The organism is Parabacteroides sp. AF18-52 (assembly GCF_003479145.1).
Taxonomy (GTDB): Bacteria; Bacteroidota; Bacteroidia; order Bacteroidales; family Tannerellaceae; genus Parabacteroides; species Parabacteroides faecis.
Genome location: NZ_QUGR01000001.1, coordinates 223,393 through 246,188 on the forward strand (window position 1 = coordinate 223,393; position 22,796 = coordinate 246,188).

General features: G+C 41.1%; 20 protein-coding genes. 16 read left to right on the forward strand and 4 right to left on the reverse strand.

From position 1 onward, the window contains the following. Positions 1 to 30: 30 nt before the first annotated feature. From DWX23_RS00900 to rlmD, 4 genes are all read right to left on the reverse strand, one after another. Positions 31 to 759 carry a T9SS type A sorting domain-containing protein gene (locus DWX23_RS00900; RefSeq protein WP_158607037.1) on the reverse strand — a complete coding sequence of 243 codons (729 nt, stop codon included), beginning with the start codon at positions 757 to 759 and terminating at the stop codon, positions 31 to 33. A 2-nt stretch (positions 760 to 761) separates the two neighbouring features. Beyond that, positions 762 to 2,354, reverse strand: a complete 1,593-nt coding sequence (locus DWX23_RS00905; protein WP_122373062.1) for a RagB/SusD family nutrient uptake outer membrane protein — start codon at positions 2,352 to 2,354, stop codon at positions 762 to 764. Positions 2,355 to 2,554: 200 nt separating this feature from the next. Further along, complete coding sequence (locus DWX23_RS00910; RefSeq protein WP_122373063.1) at positions 2,555 to 3,952, reverse strand: transglycosylase SLT domain-containing protein; 1,398 nt, start codon at positions 3,950 to 3,952, stop codon at positions 2,555 to 2,557. Between the two features lie 11 nt (positions 3,953 to 3,963). Continuing rightward, positions 3,964 to 5,379, reverse strand: coding sequence for a 23S rRNA (uracil(1939)-C(5))-methyltransferase RlmD (gene rlmD, locus DWX23_RS00915; RefSeq protein WP_122359991.1), 1,416 nt, complete (start codon positions 5,377 to 5,379; stop codon positions 3,964 to 3,966). Positions 5,380 to 5,575: 196 nt separating this feature from the next. Here rlmD and ppdK point away from each other — a divergent pair, with 196 nt between their 5' ends. The 16 genes from ppdK to DWX23_RS00995 all read left to right on the forward strand — a co-directional run bounded on the left by ppdK (position 5,576) and on the right by DWX23_RS00995 (position 22,777). Further along, on the forward strand, positions 5,576 to 8,296 hold the full coding sequence (ppdK, locus tag DWX23_RS00920; RefSeq protein WP_122352798.1) for a pyruvate, phosphate dikinase: 2,721 nt from the start codon (positions 5,576 to 5,578) through the stop codon (positions 8,294 to 8,296). Between the two features lie 164 nt (positions 8,297 to 8,460). Further along, positions 8,461 to 8,682: a hypothetical protein gene (locus DWX23_RS00925; protein ID WP_122352799.1), complete on the forward strand. Its 222-nt coding sequence runs from the start codon at positions 8,461 to 8,463 to the stop codon at positions 8,680 to 8,682. A 325-nt stretch (positions 8,683 to 9,007) separates the two neighbouring features. Beyond that, entirely contained in the window at positions 9,008 to 9,406 is a 399-nt protein-coding gene (locus tag DWX23_RS00930; RefSeq protein ID WP_122352800.1) for a LytTR family DNA-binding domain-containing protein, read from the forward strand. Next, a complete protein-coding gene (locus tag DWX23_RS00935) occupies positions 9,396 to 10,049 on the forward strand; it encodes an FHA domain-containing protein (RefSeq protein ID WP_122352801.1) in 654 nt (217 codons plus the stop codon). Before DWX23_RS00930 ends, DWX23_RS00935 begins: the two co-directional genes overlap by 11 nt. Positions 10,050 to 10,186: 137 nt before the next feature. Continuing rightward, positions 10,187 to 10,429, forward strand: a complete 243-nt coding sequence (locus DWX23_RS00940) for a hypothetical protein (RefSeq protein WP_122352802.1) — start codon at positions 10,187 to 10,189, stop codon at positions 10,427 to 10,429. Next, a complete protein-coding gene (locus tag DWX23_RS00945; RefSeq protein ID WP_122352803.1) occupies positions 10,426 to 10,941 on the forward strand; it encodes an FHA domain-containing protein in 516 nt (171 codons plus the stop codon). The genes DWX23_RS00940 and DWX23_RS00945 overlap by 4 nt, the downstream gene beginning before the upstream one ends. A 14-nt stretch (positions 10,942 to 10,955) precedes the next feature. Further along, positions 10,956 to 11,759: a PP2C family serine/threonine-protein phosphatase gene (locus DWX23_RS00950; RefSeq protein ID WP_122373064.1), complete on the forward strand. Its 804-nt coding sequence runs from the start codon at positions 10,956 to 10,958 to the stop codon at positions 11,757 to 11,759. A 43-nt stretch (positions 11,760 to 11,802) separates the two neighbouring features. Continuing rightward, a complete protein-coding gene (locus DWX23_RS00955; protein ID WP_122373065.1) occupies positions 11,803 to 13,704 on the forward strand; it encodes a serine/threonine-protein kinase in 1,902 nt (633 codons plus the stop codon). 7 nt (positions 13,705 to 13,711) lie between these two features. Next, on the forward strand, positions 13,712 to 14,653 hold the full coding sequence (locus DWX23_RS00960; protein ID WP_122373066.1) for a hypothetical protein: 942 nt from the start codon (positions 13,712 to 13,714) through the stop codon (positions 14,651 to 14,653). 11 nt (positions 14,654 to 14,664) lie between these two features. Further along, entirely contained in the window at positions 14,665 to 16,905 is a 2,241-nt protein-coding gene (locus DWX23_RS00965; protein ID WP_122373067.1) for a hypothetical protein, read from the forward strand. A 1-nt stretch (position 16,906) separates the two neighbouring features. After that, positions 16,907 to 17,794, forward strand: a complete 888-nt coding sequence (locus DWX23_RS00970) for a serine O-acetyltransferase (protein ID WP_122352807.1) — start codon at positions 16,907 to 16,909, stop codon at positions 17,792 to 17,794. A gap of 101 nt (positions 17,795 to 17,895) precedes the next feature. Next, the gene (locus DWX23_RS00975) at positions 17,896 to 18,294 is read left to right on the forward strand and encodes a ferredoxin (RefSeq protein ID WP_122373467.1); all 399 of its coding nucleotides are present in this window, start codon (positions 17,896 to 17,898) and stop codon (positions 18,292 to 18,294) included. A 23-nt stretch (positions 18,295 to 18,317) separates the two neighbouring features. Next, the gene (locus DWX23_RS00980) at positions 18,318 to 20,111 is read left to right on the forward strand and encodes an NADH-ubiquinone oxidoreductase-F iron-sulfur binding region domain-containing protein (protein WP_122373068.1); all 1,794 of its coding nucleotides are present in this window, start codon (positions 18,318 to 18,320) and stop codon (positions 20,109 to 20,111) included. A gap of 41 nt (positions 20,112 to 20,152) precedes the next feature. Continuing rightward, positions 20,153 to 21,943: an NADH-dependent [FeFe] hydrogenase, group A6 gene (locus DWX23_RS00985; protein WP_122373069.1), complete on the forward strand. Its 1,791-nt coding sequence runs from the start codon at positions 20,153 to 20,155 to the stop codon at positions 21,941 to 21,943. 2 nt (positions 21,944 to 21,945) lie between these two features. Further along, complete coding sequence (locus DWX23_RS00990; RefSeq protein ID WP_122373070.1) at positions 21,946 to 22,434, forward strand: NAD(P)H-dependent oxidoreductase subunit E; 489 nt, start codon at positions 21,946 to 21,948, stop codon at positions 22,432 to 22,434. 88 nt (positions 22,435 to 22,522) lie between these two features. After that, the gene (locus tag DWX23_RS00995; protein ID WP_122352810.1) at positions 22,523 to 22,777 is read left to right on the forward strand and encodes a TIGR03905 family TSCPD domain-containing protein; all 255 of its coding nucleotides are present in this window, start codon (positions 22,523 to 22,525) and stop codon (positions 22,775 to 22,777) included. Positions 22,778 to 22,796 lie beyond the last annotated feature (19 nt).

Here is a 22,796-nt window from a genome sequence, read left to right on the forward strand (position 1 = left end):
TATTATTTTCCAAAGCTAGTTTTGAGAACCTTATTTTATCATTATTTTAAAAGTCTTCTGGAATCTCTGATTTTTGAGAACTACAATATATATACCAGATGAAAGACTCTGACTATATTGCATATCGATATTTTTATGTGTAATGGTTTGTCCATGTATATTGATTATGTCTACAGATAGTTGTCTATCTGTTCGTATAATTACAACATTTTCATTTACAGATAAATTTATATTATCAAAAGATTCAATACCTGTTGGAGAAAGTGTTTCCAGTATTATTGTTTGTAGGTTGATAATATCAAGGTATTTATATGCAATCGTTTCTATATGATATTCTGTTGAAGCGACTAAGTCTGTTAAATTAAAAGATAGCTCTTGAGTACTCGACTTAAGCTTTCCATTTTCGTCTAATTCGTATGTCGCTAATAAGTGTATTTGTTCTTTATCGTACAAATTTAATTTATAGCTAGTAGCTCCTTCTATTTTTTGCCAACGGACAATAGCACTGTTTTCCGTGATATCTACAATTTCAGGAGTTGGTAAAGGATTTTCTGATTTATTGATCAAAAGAACTTCGATAAAACCAGAGTTTAATGTCATCTGTTCATTTATAGGACTGATGACAGTTTCTCCTCCCACTGCAGTACATGATTCTGTATTTATTCCAAATGAAGAAAAAGTCCCATTTGAAAGACTTTGGGCAACTGTGAGGCCTTTAGTGAATACAGATAATAATAGTAGTAATAATAATTGTCTCATAGTTATTGCCATCCTGGATTTTGTCTCATATTTGGATTTAAATCCATTTCTCTTTGAGGAATGGGCAATAAAGATTTATAATTGTCCATATTAAAATATTCTGCACTGTATTTCAGAATATTTAAATATAAATTTCCTCTGTTATAAGTAGAGTAGAAATTATCCATATATTCTTTCATCAAGACTTCATTGTTAATATCAGACGTAGTATTCAATTTCCAATTAGCAATTTTTTTAATGAAGTCTGTTATTGAGGTGCTTTTTAATTGGATGGAACTGATTTCCATATTCATTCCTAAGTCAATTGCGTTTTGCCATTCTCCCTGCATTAAATATGCTTCACGCAATAGAATTTGCATTTCTTCTACTGTAATATCTGAATTGTTTGAATCCATTGCAGATTTTGTTTTGATGGAGGCTGTACGTAAATCAGAAATAATAGATGCTAAAGCTTGAGCTTTAGGTGTACGGGGTAAAAAAAGAACTTCCTCAAAGTCTTCAGTTATAAGTATAATATCTCCAAACCATTGTGTTAACATTAGGTGCACATAAGCGCGGACTGCTAATGCTTGATCCATCGCATTTCTTCCAATATCACTAGAGGGATTGGACTCTATTTCTCTGATTAAAGAATTAGCCATACGTAATACATTGAATGCTTCTTGCCAATAGTTATTGACTTGAGAGGAATTGGGTGTATATGTTTTATTTTTAAATTCAGCAAAAGTTTCATCTGAAGATTTATTCATGAATGCATTGTCTATAGCCTTATTTAAATTAGAAAACGAGCGAAAAGATGTTAGTAAGCTTTGTTTTAAGTCTGAAATATTATTACCTGGTGATGGCTCTGGATTAATAGGTGCTGATCTTTGATATGTGAAAGGAAACTTTTTTGTTATTCCATATTTATTAGTCATAACGATAGTGACTTTGTGTGTGCCTGTTGGTGAATTGTTAATGCTAATATCGATGTATCTACCGTAAGGACCAGACTCCAAACTATTATCCTCAAGAGTAGCACCATTGGGTAAACCTTCAATTTTCACTTTTACATCTTGATCTTGCATATCTAAATAAGACACTAATCCTCGAAAATCAGGATCATAGTTTTCAACTAAAGCTCCTGTATATAGTCGGTCAGAATGACCATCTGTCGTAACTATAAACATATGGTTGGCTTGGTTTTCGGTATTTCCGGCTTTTTCTGCATAAAGAGCATACGGAACCGATAGCATTTGGGTGGTTGCGATATCTTTATAAGTAGTACCTCCGTTTTCGTCCATACTGAAACGGATGAAATATGGGGATTTACTCCAATCTATATTACTAAAAGCTCCATATGTCACAGAGCCATTGCCTATTTGCAAGTTAATAACTCCATCTTTGGAACTTGTTGTAACATGAGTTTCTTCAAAAACTTTTGAACCAGTAGAACTTCCTTGTAAGATTGCCAGTTTGATAGAAACCTTCTTCTCAGAAAGGATACGTCCTTGATTGTCACGTGCTACAGCCTGGTAGTTGATTGCTTGCGGAGCTTGTCCCCAAGCGAATATGCAGCATAATAACATGAATGCAGCAAATAATAGTTTGTTCATAAAAAATATTTTATTCGTTTGAATTCGTTTTCAGATACTATTTATCAAAATTTTTATCTTTAGCATTCAAGGCAAACACATTTACAGTAAATAGTGGTATTATGACTATATCTAAATTAAATAGGAAATAGAATGTTGAATACTAAAGATTCATTACAAAATTAAGAATATTATTGAGATATTTATCTTAAAAGAAGAATTTATGATTTATACCCTGTTTTTTCTTTATAGTAACGATAACGTTGCATCACTTCACGCACATAATTATACGTTTCCGAACCACGCAAATATCCATGCTTGCAGACAGGGTCGTTGTAATATTCGGGATCGCTTTTCAGGCGGACATATTCGGCTACGTTGTTATCCCAGACTTTCGGGTCTTTCCCGTATTTCTCCGCCAGACGCTGGGCGTCGTAGATATGTCCGATACCGGCATTGTAAGAGGCTAAAGTAAACTTGATCTTCTCCTGCGGATCGGTTATTTCAGAAAAGCCCTGACGGAATTTGCGCAGGCAATCCACTCCGGTACGGATGCCGACATCCGGGTCTTTCAGTTCGTGCGGAGTGACGCCGAGTGCCTTGGCTGTATTAGGCATGATCCCCATCAATCCTTCCGCCCCTGCCCATGAGACGACCGATGGGTTGAAATGAGACTCCTGATAAGAGATAGATGCGATAAGCTGCCAATCCCAGCCGATGTTTTTGGAATGCTTTCTGAACAGCTCGTCGTAAGGAGAAATATGTCCGTTCTTTACCGGAGGCAGGTCGGCGGTAAGCGGTTGCTTGCCTAGCTCGAAATAACGTTTCACCAATGCCCGGTAGACATGGTTTCCCGATTTGTCGGATGCCCAGGCGTTGATCGCTTCTGCCAGTTTCGGACTCGTCTTACGAACCAGCCAGGAAGAACGCTGCATGAAGCTGACTTTCAGTGATACGTTGATATTCCAGAAATAAGTCTTGTTCAGACGGGCGATATTATCGTCGCTGATGGTGTAGGGTATTTCGCCCTGCGAAACCATGGCGATCAGGTCTTCGGTTGTTACCGTATCTTTCTTGATGTCTTTTATATGGATACCGCCGCCCAGTTCTTTATCCAGGTTTTTAAGCCGTTCGTAATATTTGGTATCCGGCTTTACATACACTTCTTTCCCGATCAGTTGAGTCACATCTTTAAGGATCGTATCTCCTTTGTTGGCACGCTGAACCAACACCTGGCTGGTCAACTCTTCGCGCCCGCAGTAAAGATAGTTCTCTTTCAGGTTATTACTCATCTGGATAGGGTAGGCAACAACGTCTGCTTCACCGGCTTCCAGCATCTCGATCAAACGGGTTGCGTTTTCAGCGACTTTAATGTTCAGCTTCAATCCTTCGGAGCGGGCGAAGTCTTTGATCAGGTCGTATTCATACCCCATCGGTTCCATTTTATACTGGAAGTAGGAAGTGGAGCTGTAAAGTGTCACGGCCGTGATCTCGCCCTCCGCTTTCAGTTGGGGCAGGTCGGTATAGACAAAATCGTCTTCCTTTTGCTCTTGCTTATTGCCGGAACAGCTACTCAAAAGCAAAGTTAAGCACAAAAGGGAGACGATTTTCCTATACATTATTATATATGTTATTCTTTCTTTTCCAGTAAGACAACATTTTCCACGTGATGTGTATGTGGGAACATATCGACGGGGCGTACCTTCTTCACATTATACTTCACGCTAAGCAGGCTTAAATCGCGGGCCTGTGTTGCCGGGTTACAACTTACATATACGATACGCTTCGGCTCGGCAAAAAGGATGGTGTTGATTACATCATCATGCATTCCGGCACGAGGCGGATCAGTAATAATAACATCCGGACGGCCATGTTGGTTTATGAAATCTGCCGTAAGGATATCTTTCATGTCACCGGCATAGAATAATGTGTTGTCGATTTTGTTCAGGGCAGAATTGACTTTGGCATCTTCGATAGCTTCGGGCACATATTCGATACCGATTACTTTCTTTGCCTGGCGTGAAACGAAGTTGGCGATCGTTCCGGTTCCCGTATAAAGGTCGTACACCATTTCATTGCCGGTCAGTCCGGCAAACTCGCGGGCTACCTTATATAAGTTGTAAGCCTGTTCACTGTTCGTCTGGTAGAAAGATTTGGGACCCACTTTGAATTGCAGCCCTTCCATCTCTTCAATGATATGGTCTTTGCCACGGAACACAAGAACATCCTGGTCGGTGATCGTATCGTTGCATTTCTCGTTTATTACATATAATAAAGAGGTGATCTCCGGAAATTGTTCTGCCACATGCGAGAGCAAGGCTTCGCGGCGTTCCTTATCTTCGTGGAAGAATACGACTACCACCATCAGGTCGCCCGTTGAAGCGGTACGGATCATCAATGTACGGATAAACCCTTCCTGATTCCTTAGATCGAAGAAAGGATAGCCTTCGTGTGACAAGCAATACTCTTTGATACAAAGACGGATGCGGTTGGAAATATCATTCTGCAACCAGCATTTGTGTATATCCAATACCTTGTCGAACATTCCCGGGATATGGAAACCGACAGCGTTCATACAATCGAAAGTGGCTCCTGACTTCACTTCTTCTTCCGTCAGCCATTTCTTATTGGAGAAGGTGAATTCGAGTTTATTCCGGTAGAAGGTGGTACGTTCGGAACCTAATATAGGCAAAACCTCTTCCATCTCGATCTTTCCGATGCGGGTAAGGTTGTCTATAACCTGCTTATGTTTGTATCTTAACTGGGCTTCATAGGGGAGATGTTGCCATTTGCAACCACCGCATACGCCGAAATGTTCGCAAAACGGAGTGGCTCGTTCTGTAGAGTATTCGTGGAAGTGTACAGCCTTCCCTTCGGCATAACTATTCTTTTTACGGGTAAGTTGGATGTCTACTACATCGCCGGGAGCGACAAAAGGAACAAACACTACTTTCTCATTTACACGTGCAATCGCCTTACCTTCAGCGGCTACGTCTGTAATTGTTACCTTTTCAAGCAAGGGTAACTGCTTCTTATTTCTTGCCAATTTTATCTGTGTTTAAAATTTTCGCCACGCAAATGTACATATTTAGCTGATACGAATAGTAAAGAATAGTTCTAAAACATATAAAAATCTTTAACTTTCTGTATCCTGTGTACTTCTAAATAGCATATATTTGCAGCATTGCAATGTAGAGATAGCAAAACTGAAATCTAATAAACATATATTTACAGTCTGACATATGGAAAGAAAAAGAGTCTACACATTCGGAAATGGAAAAGCCGAAGGTAAAGCAGATATGAGAAATCTGCTGGGTGGTAAAGGTGCAAACCTTGCCGAAATGAATTTAATTGGCGTTCCGGTTCCTCCGGGATTTACAATTACAACAGAAGTTTGCTCGGAATATTATGAACTGGGCAAAGACAAAGTGGTAGAATTACTGAAGTCGGACGTTGAAAAAGCTATTGCTAACATAGAAACGTTAATGAACTCCAAGTTCGGAGATGTGGAAAACCCGCTGTTGGTTTCTGTCCGTTCCGGAGCACGTGCTTCTATGCCGGGTATGATGGATACCATCCTGAACCTGGGATTGAACGACGAGGTAGTAGAAGGGTTGACACGTAAAACAGGCAACGCTCGTTTTGCATGGGACTCTTATCGCCGTTTTGTACAAATGTATGGTGATGTGGTTCTGGGTATGAAACCGACCAGTAAGGAAGACATCGATCCGTTCGAAGCGATCATCGAAGAGGTGAAAGAAGCCAAAGGGGTGAAGCTGGACAACGAACTGACTGTCGACGACCTGAAAACATTGGTGACAAAGTTCAAAGCCGCTGTTAAGAAACAAACAGGAAGCGACTTCCCGACTTGTGCCTACGAACAATTGTGGGGTGCAGTCTGTGCCGTATTCAACTCCTGGATGAACGAACGTGCTATCCTGTACCGCCAGATGGAAGGTATTCCGGCAGAATGGGGAACAGCTGTTTCTGTTCAGGCGATGGTATTCGGTAACATGGGTGATACATCTGCTACTGGTGTATGTTTCTCTCGTGACGCCGGTAACGGTGAAGACTTATTCAACGGTGAATACCTGATCAATGCACAGGGTGAAGACGTTGTTGCCGGTATCCGTACTCCGCAGCAGATCACGAAGATCGGTTCACAGCGCTGGGCTGAACGTGCCGGTATTCCGGAAGAAGAAAGAGCTGCTAAATTCCCTTCTATGGAAGAAGCCATGCCGGAAATCTATAAGGAACTGGATGCACTGCAGACAAAACTGGAAAATCATTACCGCGACATGCAGGATATGGAATTTACCGTACAGGAAGGCAAACTTTGGTTCCTTCAGACACGTAACGGTAAACGTACCGGTTCTGCTATGGTGAAGATCGCTATTGATCTGTTACATCAGGGAATGATCGATGAAAAGACAGCTTTGAAACGCATCGAACCGAATAAACTGGATGAATTGCTTCACCCGGTATTTAACAAATCTGCTTTGAAGAAAGCGAAAGTATTGGTAAAAGGTTTGCCTGCATCTCCGGGTGCTGCGACAGGCCAGATCGTATTCTTTGCGGATGACGCTGCCGAATGGCATGCTGCCGGAAAGAACGTGGTATTGGTTCGTATCGAAACCTCTCCTGAGGACCTGGCTGGTATGGCTGTGGCTGAAGGTATCCTGACAGCTCGTGGTGGTATGACCTCTCATGCTGCTGTAGTTGCCCGTGGTATGGGTAAATGCTGTGTGTCAGGTGCTGGCGGTTTGAATATCGATTATAAGAAGAAAACGATAGAGGTAGGAGGTATTACGCTGAAAGAAGGTGACTTCCTGTCTATCAACGGTTCTACCGGTGAAATATTCGAAGGCAAAATTGAAACAACTGCAGCTGAGCTTTCTGACGATTTCGCAGAACTGATGAAGTTGGCCGACAAATACACCAAATTGCAGGTTCGTACCAATGCAGATACTCCGCATGATGCTGAAATTGCCCGTGCATTCGGTGCAAGTGGTATCGGATTATGCCGTACGGAACATATGTTCTTTGAAGGTGAAAAGATCAAAGCTATGCGTGAAATGATCCTGGCAGAAGATGCTGAAGGACGTAAGAATGCATTGAAGAAGATCCTGCCTTACCAGCAGGCTGACTTCAAGGGTATTTTCAAAGCTATGCATGATCTGCCTGTCACTGTTCGTTTGCTCGATCCTCCTTTGCACGAGTTCGTTCCTCACGATCTGAAAGGTCAGGAAGAAATGGCAGAAACAATGGGTATTTCTGTAAAGGAAATCCAGCAGCGTGTAGAATCGCTTTGCGAACATAACCCGATGTTGGGCCACCGTGGTTGCCGTCTGGGTAATACATATCCTGAAATTACAGAAATGCAGACACGCGCTATCTTAGGTGCTGCGCTGGAATTGAAGAAAGAAGGTATCGTAGCTAAACCGGAAATTATGGTTCCTCTGACAGGTATCTTATACGAATTCAAAGAACAGGAAAAAGTAATCCGTGATGCCGCAGAAAAGTTATTTGCCGAAGTAGGAGACCGTATCGACTTTAAGGTAGGTACAATGATCGAAATTCCTCGTGCTGCTTTGACTGCTGATCGTATCGCTTCTTCTGCTGAGTTCTTCTCATTCGGAACAAATGACCTTACTCAGATGACATTCGGCTATTCACGTGACGATATTGCCTCTTTCTTACCGATCTATCTGGAAAAGAAGATCCTGAAAGTAGACCCGTTCCAGGTATTAGACCAGAATGGAGTAGGCCAGCTGGTTCGAATGGCAACAGAAAAAGGACGTGCAATCCGCCCGGATCTGAAATGTGGTATTTGTGGTGAGCATGGCGGTGAACCTTCTTCAGTGAAGTTCTGTCATAAAGTAGGACTGAATTATGTATCTTGTTCTCCGTTCCGCGTGCCTATCGCTCGTATCGCTGCCGCACAAGCTGCGATCGAAGATTAACATAAAATGTAAATAAAGTAATTAAGAAGGGTATTCTTTTGGGATATCCTTCTTAATTCGTTTTAAAATAGTTCGTATTCTATATCATTTATTTCATTATTCTCAAAATATAATTACTTTTGTATTAATGATTTTTTATTATTCATAAATGTAGAAAAATTTATATGGCACGAAAAGTAAATTATTCAAAAAGGATCGGGAAAATTAAAGCTCAACTAGACGAGCTGGTTAATGACATTGAAAATGGTTCTAAAAAAGAAACAGAAGAAGTTGTAGAACAGAAAGTGAAAATTTCTGATATTGATTTCGAAAATGAAGATGTTGCTACGTTAATGAAAATTCAGACGCGTTTAGTTCGTGCAATTAATCAAAAAATGAAGAATTAATCGAATTGAGGTTTTATACCTTAAATGGAGAAGGGTGTTCTGTAATGGAATACCCTTTTTTTATATTAAACAGGTCATGTCTGGTGTCCGGTTGATGCCAAATATTCAATGAGAAGTTTCCAGCTTAGGCCAGTATGGGGTGAGCTATTGAAATTTAATAGATAACTTATTTTTATCGAACTTCTTAATATTCAAGAATAAAAGAGGAATTTTATCAGCACGGCTTTCCCTTTACATTTATATTTCTTTGTAAAATATAGCCGGAATAAAGATAAAATACCGTATATTTGTTACTCGATGAAAATTAAAAAAACAATATCAACGTATGGAGCGGTATTTAATAATTAAGACGAGGGATGAGTTGTTACGAATAAAGATAGGGCAGATACTCTATTTTGAAGCTGATAGAAATTACACTAAATTACTATTATCCAATGGAATCCAGTTTACGTTTGCAATTAATATCGGTAAAATAGAAGAGATATTAGAAAAGCAGGTGGCAGGATGCAACAAGATATTAATGAGAGTTGGAAAAAGTCATATCATCAATAAAAATCATATTCTGCAGATCAATTTACCTAAGCAAAAACTATTATTGTTGACGGAAGAGGGCAAACCCAGAGAGCTTATAATATCTAAAGATCCTTTGAAAGTGCTAAAAGAATCGCTGGAAAAGGAGATGGGCAAACCGGAAGAACCAAAGGAATTAAAAGATGAAAATTAAAATCGGTAAAGCTGAAGATAATGATTTTATAGTGAATGATCCTCATGTTAGCAGACACCATGCTTGTCTGATGCGTGAGGATCATGGCTGTTGGTTGTTAGAAGATCTCGGCTCTACCAACGGAACTTTTGTTAATGGTTCACAGATCGTCAAAAAACGTGTTACACCGACAGATAAGATCATTTTGGGAACAGGCTATGTCCTGAATTTGTCTGAAGCGCTGAAGTATAATAATGACTATAGCGAAGAATTTGCCGCTTTAAAGAAAGTGTATGATGATTATGTTCAAGCAAAAGTGAAGATACAGTCGGCTAATCAGTTTAAAACCAGATTATTTCAATCCCTTCCTTTTGCTTTACCCGGTATAATAGGTGTTGTGATCGGTTTTTTAGGTAAAGGGAGTCCTGAGTTTTTAGGGATAAGTCTTTTCATTACAATTTGTGCTCCTACCGTCGGTATTTATATGGGAGCCAAACAGGCATCCAAGACACCTCAACAGTTGCAAGACATTGCAAATCAATTTAAAATAGACTATGTATGTCCCAAATGCGGTACTTTTTTGGGAGAAATACCTTGGGAATCCCTGAGGAACAGAAAGCAATGCCCGGTTTCTTCCTGTAAAGCAAAGTGGGTCAGCGAATAAGTTGTTTCGTATCTCAAAAGCGGACAGTTTGTACATAAAACCCAAACCTTTGATTATAAGAGGAAATTACATGTTAATTTAATCCGTTACTTTTTCTACTTTTGTTTCCAGAAAGAATAATTTTAATTCAAACCAGTATGCAAGAGGAGGAATACACATTCGTTACACTAGACAGTGACGACTCCGTATTTAGTGATGCGGTAGTAGTAGATGTGGATGGGGAAAACGATTTATCTGGTATCGTTATGATTGATGATGATAATATGGATGTTTCAGATTTTATTACATTATCTGATGACACTATAATATTGTCTGACACAGATGTACATGACGCTTTCTCTACTGATATTGACGGAGCTGATATATCGTTCATGTTATGATTTCAGTCAAGTGTCCACATTGTCACGTAGGATTAAAGGTAGACGAGGGGAAACTTCCCCTCGATCTCACTTCTTTTAAATGTCCGAAGTGTAAACAATCGATTCCTGTCTCTTTGCTTCAACTGGGAAAGCAAGGAGCAGATTGTGATCAGGATACAATCCTGGTCCATCCCGTTTCAAACAGTACAGGTCAGCTTTTGGTTGTTGGCGATGCCGTTACCCCCGAACAATCTTTTCCCCTCTATGAAGGTATTGCAATCATCGGTCGAAAATCCAATGCATCGAATGCTACTATAGGGATTCTGACGGCCGATAAATCAATGAGCCGGGAACATATACGAATAGAAGTTAAAAAAGACCCAAAAGGAGGGTATAAACATTATCTTTCTGACAATAATAGTAAAAACCATACGTTATATAATAGCAATTACCTTGAAAATGGAGAAGTAGTGGTGCTGAAGAATAATGACGAGATCGTTATCGGGCATACTGTTCTTCGCTTTAATGAATAAAATCTGTTCGTGCTATGAATATAACGATTGGCAAGCCTTGGGCCGTTTGTGAAAAAGGCGGTAGACAAAACAACGAGGATTCAATCTATCCGTTACCGGAAATGGTTAATTCCAATCAGAAATTATTTCTGGTTTGCGATGGTGTCGGCGGATCAGAGAAAGGAGAGATTGCCAGTTCGCTGGCTTGTGAATCTTTCCAGACTTTCTTTTCTACATTCCTGGACGATGAACCATCAGAAGAATTTATAAATAAAGCTATCAGATATACAGAAGCTCGTTTCGACGATTACGTAAATACCCATCCGGAGGCCAAAGGTATGGCTACGACACTGACGATGGTTTCAGTTGGGATATCCGGTGTGACATTAGCGCATGTTGGGGACAGCCGGATTTATCAATTCCGCCAGAGAGAGATCCTTTATCAGACTGAAGACCACTCGTTAGTCAATTCACTTGTCAAATTGGGAAAGATAACCAAGGAAGAAGCATCGACCCATCCGCAAAAAAATGTTATTGTTCGTGCCATACAAAGTACGGAACATCCGACGGAAGCAGATGTGATCCTGTTAAAAGATATACAGGCTGGCGATTATTTTTTCATGTGTACGGATGGTGTATTGGAACGGTTGAAAAATGAGGACCTTTCTTATATTTTCTCAACCCATAATAACCCGGAAGATATAAAAGATGCCATTATGGCATCCTGTTGCGGGAAGACCAGGGATAACTTTTCTTTTTATATTTTACCGGTTCAAAACGTTGGTGAATCTATCGGAATAAAACAAAATATTCTCTCTTTCCTTTATTCTTTTATATAAATAACGTAATTTTGGCAGATTAAAAAGAGATACGCAATAAGTTATGAATTTGCCAAACGGACATCTTCTTCAAAATAGAAAATATCGGCTTACTCATGTAGTTGGTCAGGGCGGCTTTGGTATAACTTACAAAGGCGTCTGGTTTACTGAGGTTAAAGGACCATTGGGAACGATCAAAACAGAAGTTCCTATATGTGTAAAAGAATATTTTTTTAAAGATTACTGTTATAGAGATCCTGATTCTTTTGAAGTTAAAGTTCATTCAGAAACAGGAAAGGCGCTTTTTGAGAAGTTTAAAGAGAAACTGATTAAAGAGGCCAAGATATTATCGGATGTTCATCACCCTCATATTGTCAATGTATTGGAAGTGTTTGAAGAAAATAACACGGCCTATATTGCTATGGAGTATATTTCCGGTAATAGTTTGAAATATATGATGGACAAGGAAGGCGTCTTGCCGGAAGCGAGGGTGCTTAGATACGTGCATCAGATAGGAGAGGCTCTTCAGTTCGTTCACGAGAAAAATGTTCTCCATCTGGATATAAAACCGAGTAATATACTGATCGACCAAAGTGGGAAAGCACGCCTGATCGATTTTGGTGTGAGTAAACGATATGATATTGAACAGCAGGAGACGAGTACGACCATGCTGACTTTATCGAAAGGTTTTGCCTCTATAGAGCAGTATGATAATGAGGGTACACAAAATTTTTCGCCATGCCCGGATATTTATTCCCTGGGCGCAACTATGTATAACCTGTTGACTGGCAAGATACCGACAGAATCTATTCTCCGTGCAACCCGTCCGTTGCCAGTTCCTAGAGAATTAAATCCGGCTATTTCTTCCAAGACAGAAGCTGCAATAATCAAGGCAATGGAAATTGTTCCTGCTGACCGTTTTCAATCGGTGTCGGAGATGTTGGTAGCTTTGGACTTCCCAGAAGCGGAGGAAGAGGAAATAAAAAAAGATATATCTTCTCCGGAATATTTTGAGGAAGATGAAACGACGATTTTATTTACAACACGTTTACCCAAATCCAAGACGGATGAAGGAGATGAAACGGTATTGAATAATGTCGATCAGCCTTCAATACCTAAAAAGAAAAAAAGAAAAGTAACGTTAATATCTTTACTTATTATTATATTTGCAAGTATAGCTTCTGCATGGGTGCTGTTGGTACAACGAAATAAACCTGTACCTCCTGTTGTTGAAGTTCTGAATGCTGCTCCGAAAGGAAATAGCGATCCGGTCTCTGAAACGGTAGCTACTGATATTATTGAAAAGAACAATACGTCGGCAGTTGCTGAAGAAGAACCCAGAAATGGTTCTGATGAGAAAAATGTCGATAACCGGCAGACTTCGCAAGAGAAACCCGCTGTTAAGTCTGAAGTTACGACTTCACGAACAGAAACGGCGAAACCTCCAAAGGAGCCAACGGTAAAAGATATTGAGAAAACAGTTGTTACACCATCAGTTCCTTCGGAAGAAGAGATCAATGCGGAGTTTGAAACATTGATTACTTCCGGTAAAAGTAAAATGGCGGACGCACAGGTTTCCAATGGTGCAGCCGATTTTGCAAAAGCTACGGAAGAAATTTCGGAAGCAGGTCTTGCTTTCAGTAAGGCTGCAAAGCTCAAAACGACGGATGAACTTATTGACCTTATAGGAAAATGTAAAGTCAAAGAGGAGGAAATACTCCTTGCCGGTAGAAAAGCACAATATGAAGAAATAAAACCATTTGGTGATCTTATGATCGTTCAGAAAAAGGATACGAAGAAGTACGGAGCCATTGATGCCAATGCAAGAGAACGGGTCAAATGCAAATATTTGGCGGCATACCGGACACAGCAAGGATATGGAGCGTTTGTCAGGGAAGATGAATTGTTCGATATTTATAATACCGAAGGTGTAATGATCAGTGAACGTTTACCAGATTATTATTAATGTTTTTATGAAGAGACTTTGGATACTTATCTTATTTGTTGTATTGCCGGGTTATATAATGGCACAACAATATACAGAATATAACAAGAAAGGCGATGAAGCAATGAAGCGCCAGGATTACAGGAATGCGACAATGTGGTATGAAGAAGGCGTTATGCAGTGTGATTCATACAGCATAGAGCAATTGACTACTATCTGGAAGCTCAATAAAAAGATGCGTCCGTCTATGCGTAGCCTGATGAGTAAGTGTTTCGACTGTCTGAGAGATAAAGCTACAATAGATAGCGATTCGACTGCCATATCGCAACTGATTCTTTATTATAAAGAAGGAATAGGTACTTTGGCAAACGAAGAACGTGCCAGAAGTTGGAGTAATCGCCTGGAAGAACTTCGTAGACCGGTGGAATCGATAACTTATATCCCCCACCAGGAGAAAAAGCCCAGAGAACCCATGAAATTTTTTGTTGGTTATGCATTTTCTATCGAGGCTCCTTACGGCTTAACTGTAGGTGGCGTAGGTGAAAGGTTCGGTTGGTATGCACGGTTCAGGACGAATATGTCATTTGATAATTATACGGATAAATGTAAAGGAACAGATGAGTTTATCAGTTATCCGGAAAATACAGCTTTAAAGTTTACCAATAAGAAAAAAGTAAACTGCTTAACAGCTTCTGCCGGTCTTGTTGTTAAATGTACGCCGTGGTTGTATACTTCTGTCGGTTTAGGATATGGGAAGCGGGAGTTGTTGTGTGAATATAATGCTACCAGTTGGGATGATATCAATATAAAAAATACGTATTGGGCAAAGAATATTGATCATTCGTATGAAGGTGTGATCGCAGATTTAGACTTTATGGTAAAGTTCGGTTCAATATTTGTTAGTGCCGGATGTAATACCTTGAATTTTAAATATGTGGATCTGAATGCAGGTTTAGGTTTATTCTTTTAACTGATAAGATTATGAAACAATTATACTTCTTATTAACTATATTTTCTTTACTATTATCAGGTTGTTTGGAAGATCCGGATATGAATACCGGATTACAGAATGCATTGAAACCGGAGTTTGAAAAATTTAGTGGAGATGATATTACAAAGACGGCAACAACGATTGTTGCTAAAGCTACTATAAAGAAAGAAAATGGTTCTCCGGTTACTGAACGTGGATTCCAATATTGGGAGGAGAACAGTACTAATATTCAAAAAGAAACTGATAAGGAAAAAGAAGGCAAAGGAACATATAGTTTAACTATGGACCAACTGATAGATGGTGCAACTTACATGATATGTCCTTATGCAATTAATGGTGTTGGTACCAGTTATGGAGATACAATTAAGGTTAATACAAATCGTGGAACTGGTCGAGTAAAGACAACGACAATAGAAGATGAAGCTATTAATGCCACTTCTGTGAATGTAAAAGGCATCATTGCTGAAAAAGGAGAGGGAGAATATGAAGATTATGGTTTCCGTTTATTTAATGCTGAAAAAGATACAACATTCAATAAGGAAAAGGGTGTAGAACTTCGGGATGATAGTGTTTTAGTATATACAATTGAAGGATTGGAGCCTAATACTGAATATTTCGTGGAAGCCTATGCAAAGAATAAATTCGGAACATTTAGTTCTGATGGCAAAGTGAAATTCACAACAAAAGATGGTCTTCCTCAATTAGGAAGTATCAGTCTTAAGGAAGATGCAGGATATGATTATGCAATTTTAAGAGCGGAACTGGTTTGTGAAGGAGATTCTGCAGTGAAAGAGTTCGGCTTTTGTTGGGGGACAGATAATAGAACTCCAGGAAGGCCCAATATTGAACAAGACGATACGGTCAGGGCCCTCTCATTGGATGCTGATAATTTCTTCGAAGCTACGATCAAAAATCTGAGTGCTGCAACAAACTACTATGTGATTGCTTATGCAACCAACGCTTTCGGAACACGGTATAGTAATGATACGATCAGAGTGGTGACAAAGAGAGACCTTCCGACCATATTTCTCAATGAATCTTCCACTTATGTCATAAGTGCCGGAGTTGTTACGATTGGTGGGGAACTGCAAAGTGAAGGAAAAACGCCTGTGAGTGAATTAGCTGTTTATTATTCTTCATCTACCAAAACTCCTGGTCCGGAAAACTATGAAGGGAAAAAGGAGTTTAAGACTACTGATCTGGATGAAAATAATAAGTTTACCGTTACTCTTGAGAATATAAAAGGAGGAAAGGAATATTATGTCAGAGCTTATGCGACCAATGAATCCGGTTCGGCTCCAAGTAATGAGATTCAAAAATTTACTACCCCTTCCATCTTTGGAGAAGATTTGGCTACTTTCCCCGGGTCAGGGCGTGTTGAATTTTCTACCTTCTGTGTAAACAGTCAGATATATATTCTGGGAGGATATTCTGGTACCGGATATATTAAAGAACTATACGGTTATAGTCCGAGTGTGAACAAATGGGCAGCATTGTCTTCTTACAATGAAAATGTGTATGGAGCTTCTGTCTGTACCCAGGATGATCATGTTTATTCTGTCGGGGGAAGGACAAATTCAAAATGGTTTACAGAATTATATACTTACGAGAATAATTCTTGGTCTTCATTTGCTTCAATGGATAGCAAAATGGAATGTATTTTCCCTACTAGCTTTGTTTATAAAGATTCAATCATTTTGATTGGAGGTGAAAGAGCTGTAACGGTTCCTGAAAGTAAAAGCAGTATGGAAGTGCAGGACACTATATATCGTTATGATATGGTCAATAAAGAATGGATTGGATGCGGTAATTTTCCAGTCCCTATAAAGTCTGGAGTTTCTATCACTTCCGGAGATAGTGTATTTGTTGGTTTGGGAAGTATCTCTAAAGATAATTCATATGAACGGGGATTGTGGCTTAATACCTCTGGTAACTGGGAGGATTGGGCTGAGCTGGCTGATGCACCGACCGGTATGGGAAATGTTAGTTCTGGTATTTTGTTCAAGGATTGTTTATACTATATAGATAATGCTGGCATTATCTGGCGTTTTAGTTTAGCAACGAAAGAGTGGTCAAAAATGTCCAGCTTCCCTAGAAAACTGGATAACCCACCTGTCGATTATAGGATATTCCTGTTGGATGATACTATATACATTTTCCTGATCAATTATTACTATTCTTATTTGAAGATTTATGATCCTTTGTGGGATGTACCACAAGAACAGAAATAAGATGAACAGAACTGATATTTTAAACCAGATACAAAAAAACGTTGAACGTTTATCGGCTTCCGATCTGCCGGAGTATAAATATATTCCGCTGCATCAGAAGCCATCACCTTCCGTGCATTCTCTTCGGGAGGTGATGTTATTGCTACGGAAAGTGATCTTTCCGGGATTCTTTGGATCGGAGCAAGAGGCACAGGTAGATTCAATCCAATATTATACAGGTGTATATCTGGAGAAAATATACGATCTGTTACAGGAACAGATATACAATGGACTGTGTTTTGAAGTGGATCGTTGTTGCGACTCGAAAGATCGCGCTTCCCGGATAGCGATTGATTTTATAAATAAAATTCCTCATATAAAGTATTTGCTTTCTACAGATGTAAAGGCTATACTGGATGGAGATCCGGCGGCGAAGAGCCTTAGTGAAATAATTTTCTGTTATCCCGCCGTACATGCAATCCTTCATCAACGGGTAGCTCATGAGTTATTAAAGCTGGGTGTACCTGTTCTGCCGCGTATTATAACTGAGATGGCCCATTCCGAGACTGGTATCGATATTCATCCGGGAGCACAGATAGGAGAATATTTCAGTATCGATCATGGTACGGGTATTGTTGTGGGACAAACTGCTATTATCGGTAACCACGTCCGTCTATATCAGGGAGTCACTTTAGGAGCCAAAAACTTTACGTTGGATGAAGAAGGACTACCTATCGATGTTCCCCGTCATCCGATCATTGAAGATTATGTTACTATCTACTCCAATGCATCTATTCTCGGTCGTATCACGATCGGAAAAGGTTCGGTGATAGGGGGTAATATTTGGTTAACTCATAGTGTCCCACCAAACTCCAAAGTTCTTCAAACGCGAGCTGTTGAAGACAAATAAATCTTTTGTTTTTTTAGAACAAAACACGCCCGTAAATCAAACAGAAATACGTATGTTTGTGTCATACCCATGTGGTAATAATGCCTTAAATGTGTACGATGATGAACAAAGTAAAAACGTTAGATGACCTGCGGAAGATGCGTGAATCCTTACGTACCTCTCTTGATTTACGCGAGAAAAGTAATAATCCCGAGCAAATGGTTCAGATTAAGGTCGCTATGGCAACCTGTGGTATTGCTGCCGGAGCCAAAGAAGTAATGAGCTATTTTATTGAAGCCCTCGATCGGGAACGTGTAGATGCCCTAGTGACTCAAACTGGTTGTATGGGATATTGCTACGCGGAGCCTACTGTCGAGATCACAGTCCCCGGCAAAGAACCGATCGTATTTGGTCGCGTCAATAAAACCAAAGTAGACGAGATCATAACCAGTTATATCAAACAGGGTATTCTGATAGACGACATTATACCTGTCAACTATAACTCGGTTGGCCCAGAATAAAAACCAATACAAATTCTTACATAATGGCACAATATAGCAACTATATCCTGGTGTGCGGCGGTACAGGCTGCCGTGCATCACAGAGCGAACTTATACTACAAAACCTGAAAGAGGCGGTCAGGCAAAACGGATTACAGGAAAGTGTACAGGTGATCCGGACAGGCTGTTTCGGCTTTTGTGAGAAAGGTCCGGTTGTAAAACTGATCCCGGATAATACTTTTTACGTGCAGGTTACTCCCGAAGATGCGGATGATATCGTCAATGAACATCTGATAAAAGGTCGTAAAGTAGAGCGTTTACTCTATGTAAACCCGGAAACGAACGAACTGATACTCGACTCCAAACATATCAATTTTTATAAAAAACAGTTACGTATAGCCTTACGTAACTGTGGTTTCATCAACCCTGAAAATATAGATGAATATATTGCTCGTGACGGTTACATCGCCCTGGGGAAAGCGCTGACCGAAATGACACCTGAAGAAGTGATCAAAGAGATTATGGATAGTGGTTTGCGAGGCAGAGGCGGTGGTGGTTTCCCTACCGGATTGAAATGGCAGATTACCCGTAAAGTACAGGCACCACAGAAATATGTAGTCTGTAATGCCGACGAAGGCGATCCGGGAGCGTTCATGGACCGCTCCATCCTGGAAGGCGATCCGCACTCTATTGTCGAAGCAATGGCAATCAACGGATATTGTACCGGTGCCAGCAAAGGACTTGTCTATATCCGTGCCGAATATCCATTGGCAGTAGAGCGTCTGAAGATTGCTATAGACCAGGCGAAGGATTACGGATTCTTGGGTGATAACATTTTCGGTACAGACTTTTCTTTTGATATTCAGATACGTTATGGTGCCGGTGCTTTCGTCTGCGGAGAAGAGACGGCACTGATCCATAGTATGGAAGGATTGCGTGGGGAAGCCACGGTCAAACCTCCTTTCCCCAGTGAAAGTGGTTATAAAGGTTGTCCGACGAACGTGAACAACGTAGAGACTTACGCCAATATTCCCGTTATCCTGCTGAAAGGAGCCAAATGGTTCAGCAGCATAGGTACGGAAAAGAGCAAAGGCACGAAAGTTTTTGCCCTGGCCGGCAAAGTGAACAACGTCGGACTGATTGAAGTTCCGATGGGAACGACACTGCGCGAAGTAATATTCGGTATCGGAGGAGGAATAAAAGACGGAAAGAAATTCAAAGCTGTACAAACCGGTGGCCCTTCCGGTGGCTGCCTGACAGAGAAGCATCTGGATCTACCGATCGACTATGACAATCTGATCGCAGCCGGTTCCATGATGGGATCGGGTGGAATGATCGTGATGGACGAAGACGATTGCATGGTAGCAATGGCCAAGTTCTATCTCGATTTCACGGTAGAAGAGTCGTGTGGCAAATGTGCCCCTTGCCGTATCGGAAATAAACGTTTGCATGAAATGCTGCAGAAGATAACTTCGGGTAGAGGGAACATCGAAGATCTGGATAAACTGCGTAACCTCGCTATGGTAATAAAAGATACTGCTTTATGCGGTTTGGGACAAACGTCACCCAACCCTGTTCTTTCTACCATGGATAACTTTTACGATGAATATCTGGCACATGTCGACGAACAACGCTGTCCTTCTCACCAGTGCCGCGAACTGACCCAGTACTTTATCAATCCGGAGAAATGTAAAGGTTGTACCATGTGTGCCCGCATCTGTCCGGTACATGCTATCACCGGTAGCCGGAAAGTACCTCATACGATCGACTCGGAAATTTGTATCCGTTGCGGATCATGTATAGAGAAATGTAAGTTCGATGCTATTTATGTACACTAAATAAGTTGACAGTGGATAATTGACAGTTGACAGAGAAGAATATGGAAAAGATAAAACTAACAATAGATAACAGAGAAGTGGAAGTTCTCAAAGGGACAACTATTCTCGACGCAGCAAAGAGCATGGGAATCCGTATCCCGACACTTTGCCACATGAAACTCGAAGATTTGAATTACGAAAACAACCCCGGAGCTTGCCGTATCTGTGTGGTGGAGATCGAGGGACGCCGCAACCTGGCCCCGTCCTGTAAGATGGAATGTACGGAAGGAATGGTGGTCAGAACCCATACACCCCGCGTAATGAATGCACGGAAAACAGTGATGGAACTGATCCTGTCCAATCATCCGGCCGGTTGCCTTACCTGTAGCAGTAACGGATATTGCGAATTGCAGACCATCGCTCACGACCTCGGTATTCGTGAAATAAGATATCAGGGTGAACAGTCTACTTTTGAGATCGACCGTTCTCCTTCCATTGTGCGGAATATGAACAAATGTATCATGTGCCGTCGTTGCGAAACCATGTGTAACAGCATACAAACGGTAGGTGCTTTGACCGCTGTTCATCGTGGATTCAACGCTGCTGTTTCTACAGCCTTTGAACGGGACATAGCCGGTAGCACCTGTTCCTATTGCGGGCAGTGTGTTTCAGTCTGCCCGGTGAATGCACTTAGTGGCCGTAATACCCAGCAGCCGGTACTGGACGCATTGGCCGATCCGACCAAGATTGTGATCGCACAAACTGCTCCGGCAGTGCGTACGGCACTCGGACGTGATTTTGGCTGTGAACCGGGAACATTGGTTACAGGAAAGATGGTATCTGCCCTTCGTCAGTTAGGTTTTGATTATGTATTCGATACCGACTTTGCCGCCGATCTGACCATCATGGAAGAAGGTACGGAGCTTCTTCAAAGACTGGGCAAATACCTTTCGGGAGATCAGGAGGTGAAAATACCGATGATGACCAGTTGTTGTCCGGGGTGGGTGAGTTTTGTAGAACAACACTTTCCTGAATTACGCGACAACCTGTCGACAGCAAAAAGTCCGCAGCAGATGTTTGGAGCTATAGCTAAAAGCTATTTTGCAGAAAAGCTGGGAGTGGATCGTAAAAATATAGTTGTAGTATCCATTATGCCATGTCTGGCCAAGAAATATGAAGCCAGCCGTCCGGAGTTTGCCGTCGAAGGTAATCCGGATGTCGATATATCAATCTATACCCGCGAACTGGCTCGTTTGATCCGTTATGCCAATATCAACTTCAATGAACTTCCTGACAGTGATTTCGACCATCCTCTAGGTGAATCGACCGGTGCAGGCGTTATATTCGGAACGACTGGAGGTGTTATAGAAGCAGCCTGCCGTACAGCCTACGAGTTATATACCCGGAAGCCGCTGGAAAAAATTGAATTTAAGGAACTACGAGGACTGGAAGGTATCCGTAGCGGAACGATCAACTTCGACGGTGTCCCAGTCAAAATCGGTATCGCGCACGGTCTGGGGAATGCCCGTAAACTGGTAGAAGAAGTGAAAAGTGGGAAATCACCTTATCACGTTATCGAAGTTATGGCCTGTCCGGGTGGTTGTATCGGAGGTGGCGGTCAGCCGTTCCATCAAGGTAGAATGGATGTTCTGCGTAAACGTGCTGCCGCTCTTTACAATGAGGACGAAAACAAACCGATTCGCAAGAGTCATGAAAACCCATATATTCAGCAATTATATAAAGAATACCTGGGTGAACCTTGCGGACCGAAGGCGCATAAGTTATTGCATACTCATTACTTCGACCGTAAAGAAGTAGTCAATATGTTTTTGGAAACCGATAAAGACGAATAAGCATGGAAAAGATACATTTGCCCCAATCAAAGATAAAAGAGTTGCAGGCCGTATGTAAAGAGCATGATAATGACTCCGGTGAACTGATCAACATTTTACATGCAGCACAGGAAATATTCGGTTATCTTCCTCGAGAAGTACAGGAAATAGTAGCGTCCGAGTTGCATATCCCGGTATCCCGAGTATATGGTGTAGTTACTTTCTATTCTTTCTTTACCATGACGCCGAAAGGAAAATACCCGATCTCCGTCTGTTTGGGAACCGCCTGCTATGTGCGCGGAGCAGAAAAGGTGCTGGATGAATTCCAGCGTCAGCTTGAAATTAAAGTAGGAGAGACTACGTTAGACGGATTATTCTCTTTAGATTGCCTGCGTTGTGTGGGGGCCTGTGGACTGGCACCTGTAGTTACAATAGGAGGTAAGGTGTACGGTAGAATTACTCCGGAAAAAGTGCGGGATATTCTGTCTGAGTATTATATTCGCGAAGAGTAATACAATTCGAGATTATGAGCTATTCATATTAAATAACACAGTTTATTGTTACCTTTGTCGCCCGTAATATAAAAAGAGTAAAAAGGAGATGAATAAACAACGTGTCGCTTATACTCCGGTTGGGGGAGTATGTTCAAAAATGATGATTGTAGATGCTGAAGATAACATTATTACCGGCGTACAGATCGTGGGCGGTTGCCAGGGTAATACACAGGGACTGAGCAAATTATTGATCGGTATGGCAGTACCCGAAGCTATACAGCGCCTGGAAGGTATCGACTGCCGCGAACGGGGAACGTCCTGCCCGGATCAGTTGGCACAGGCATTACGAAAACTTAGCTGATTGCCGGCGTACATTCGAC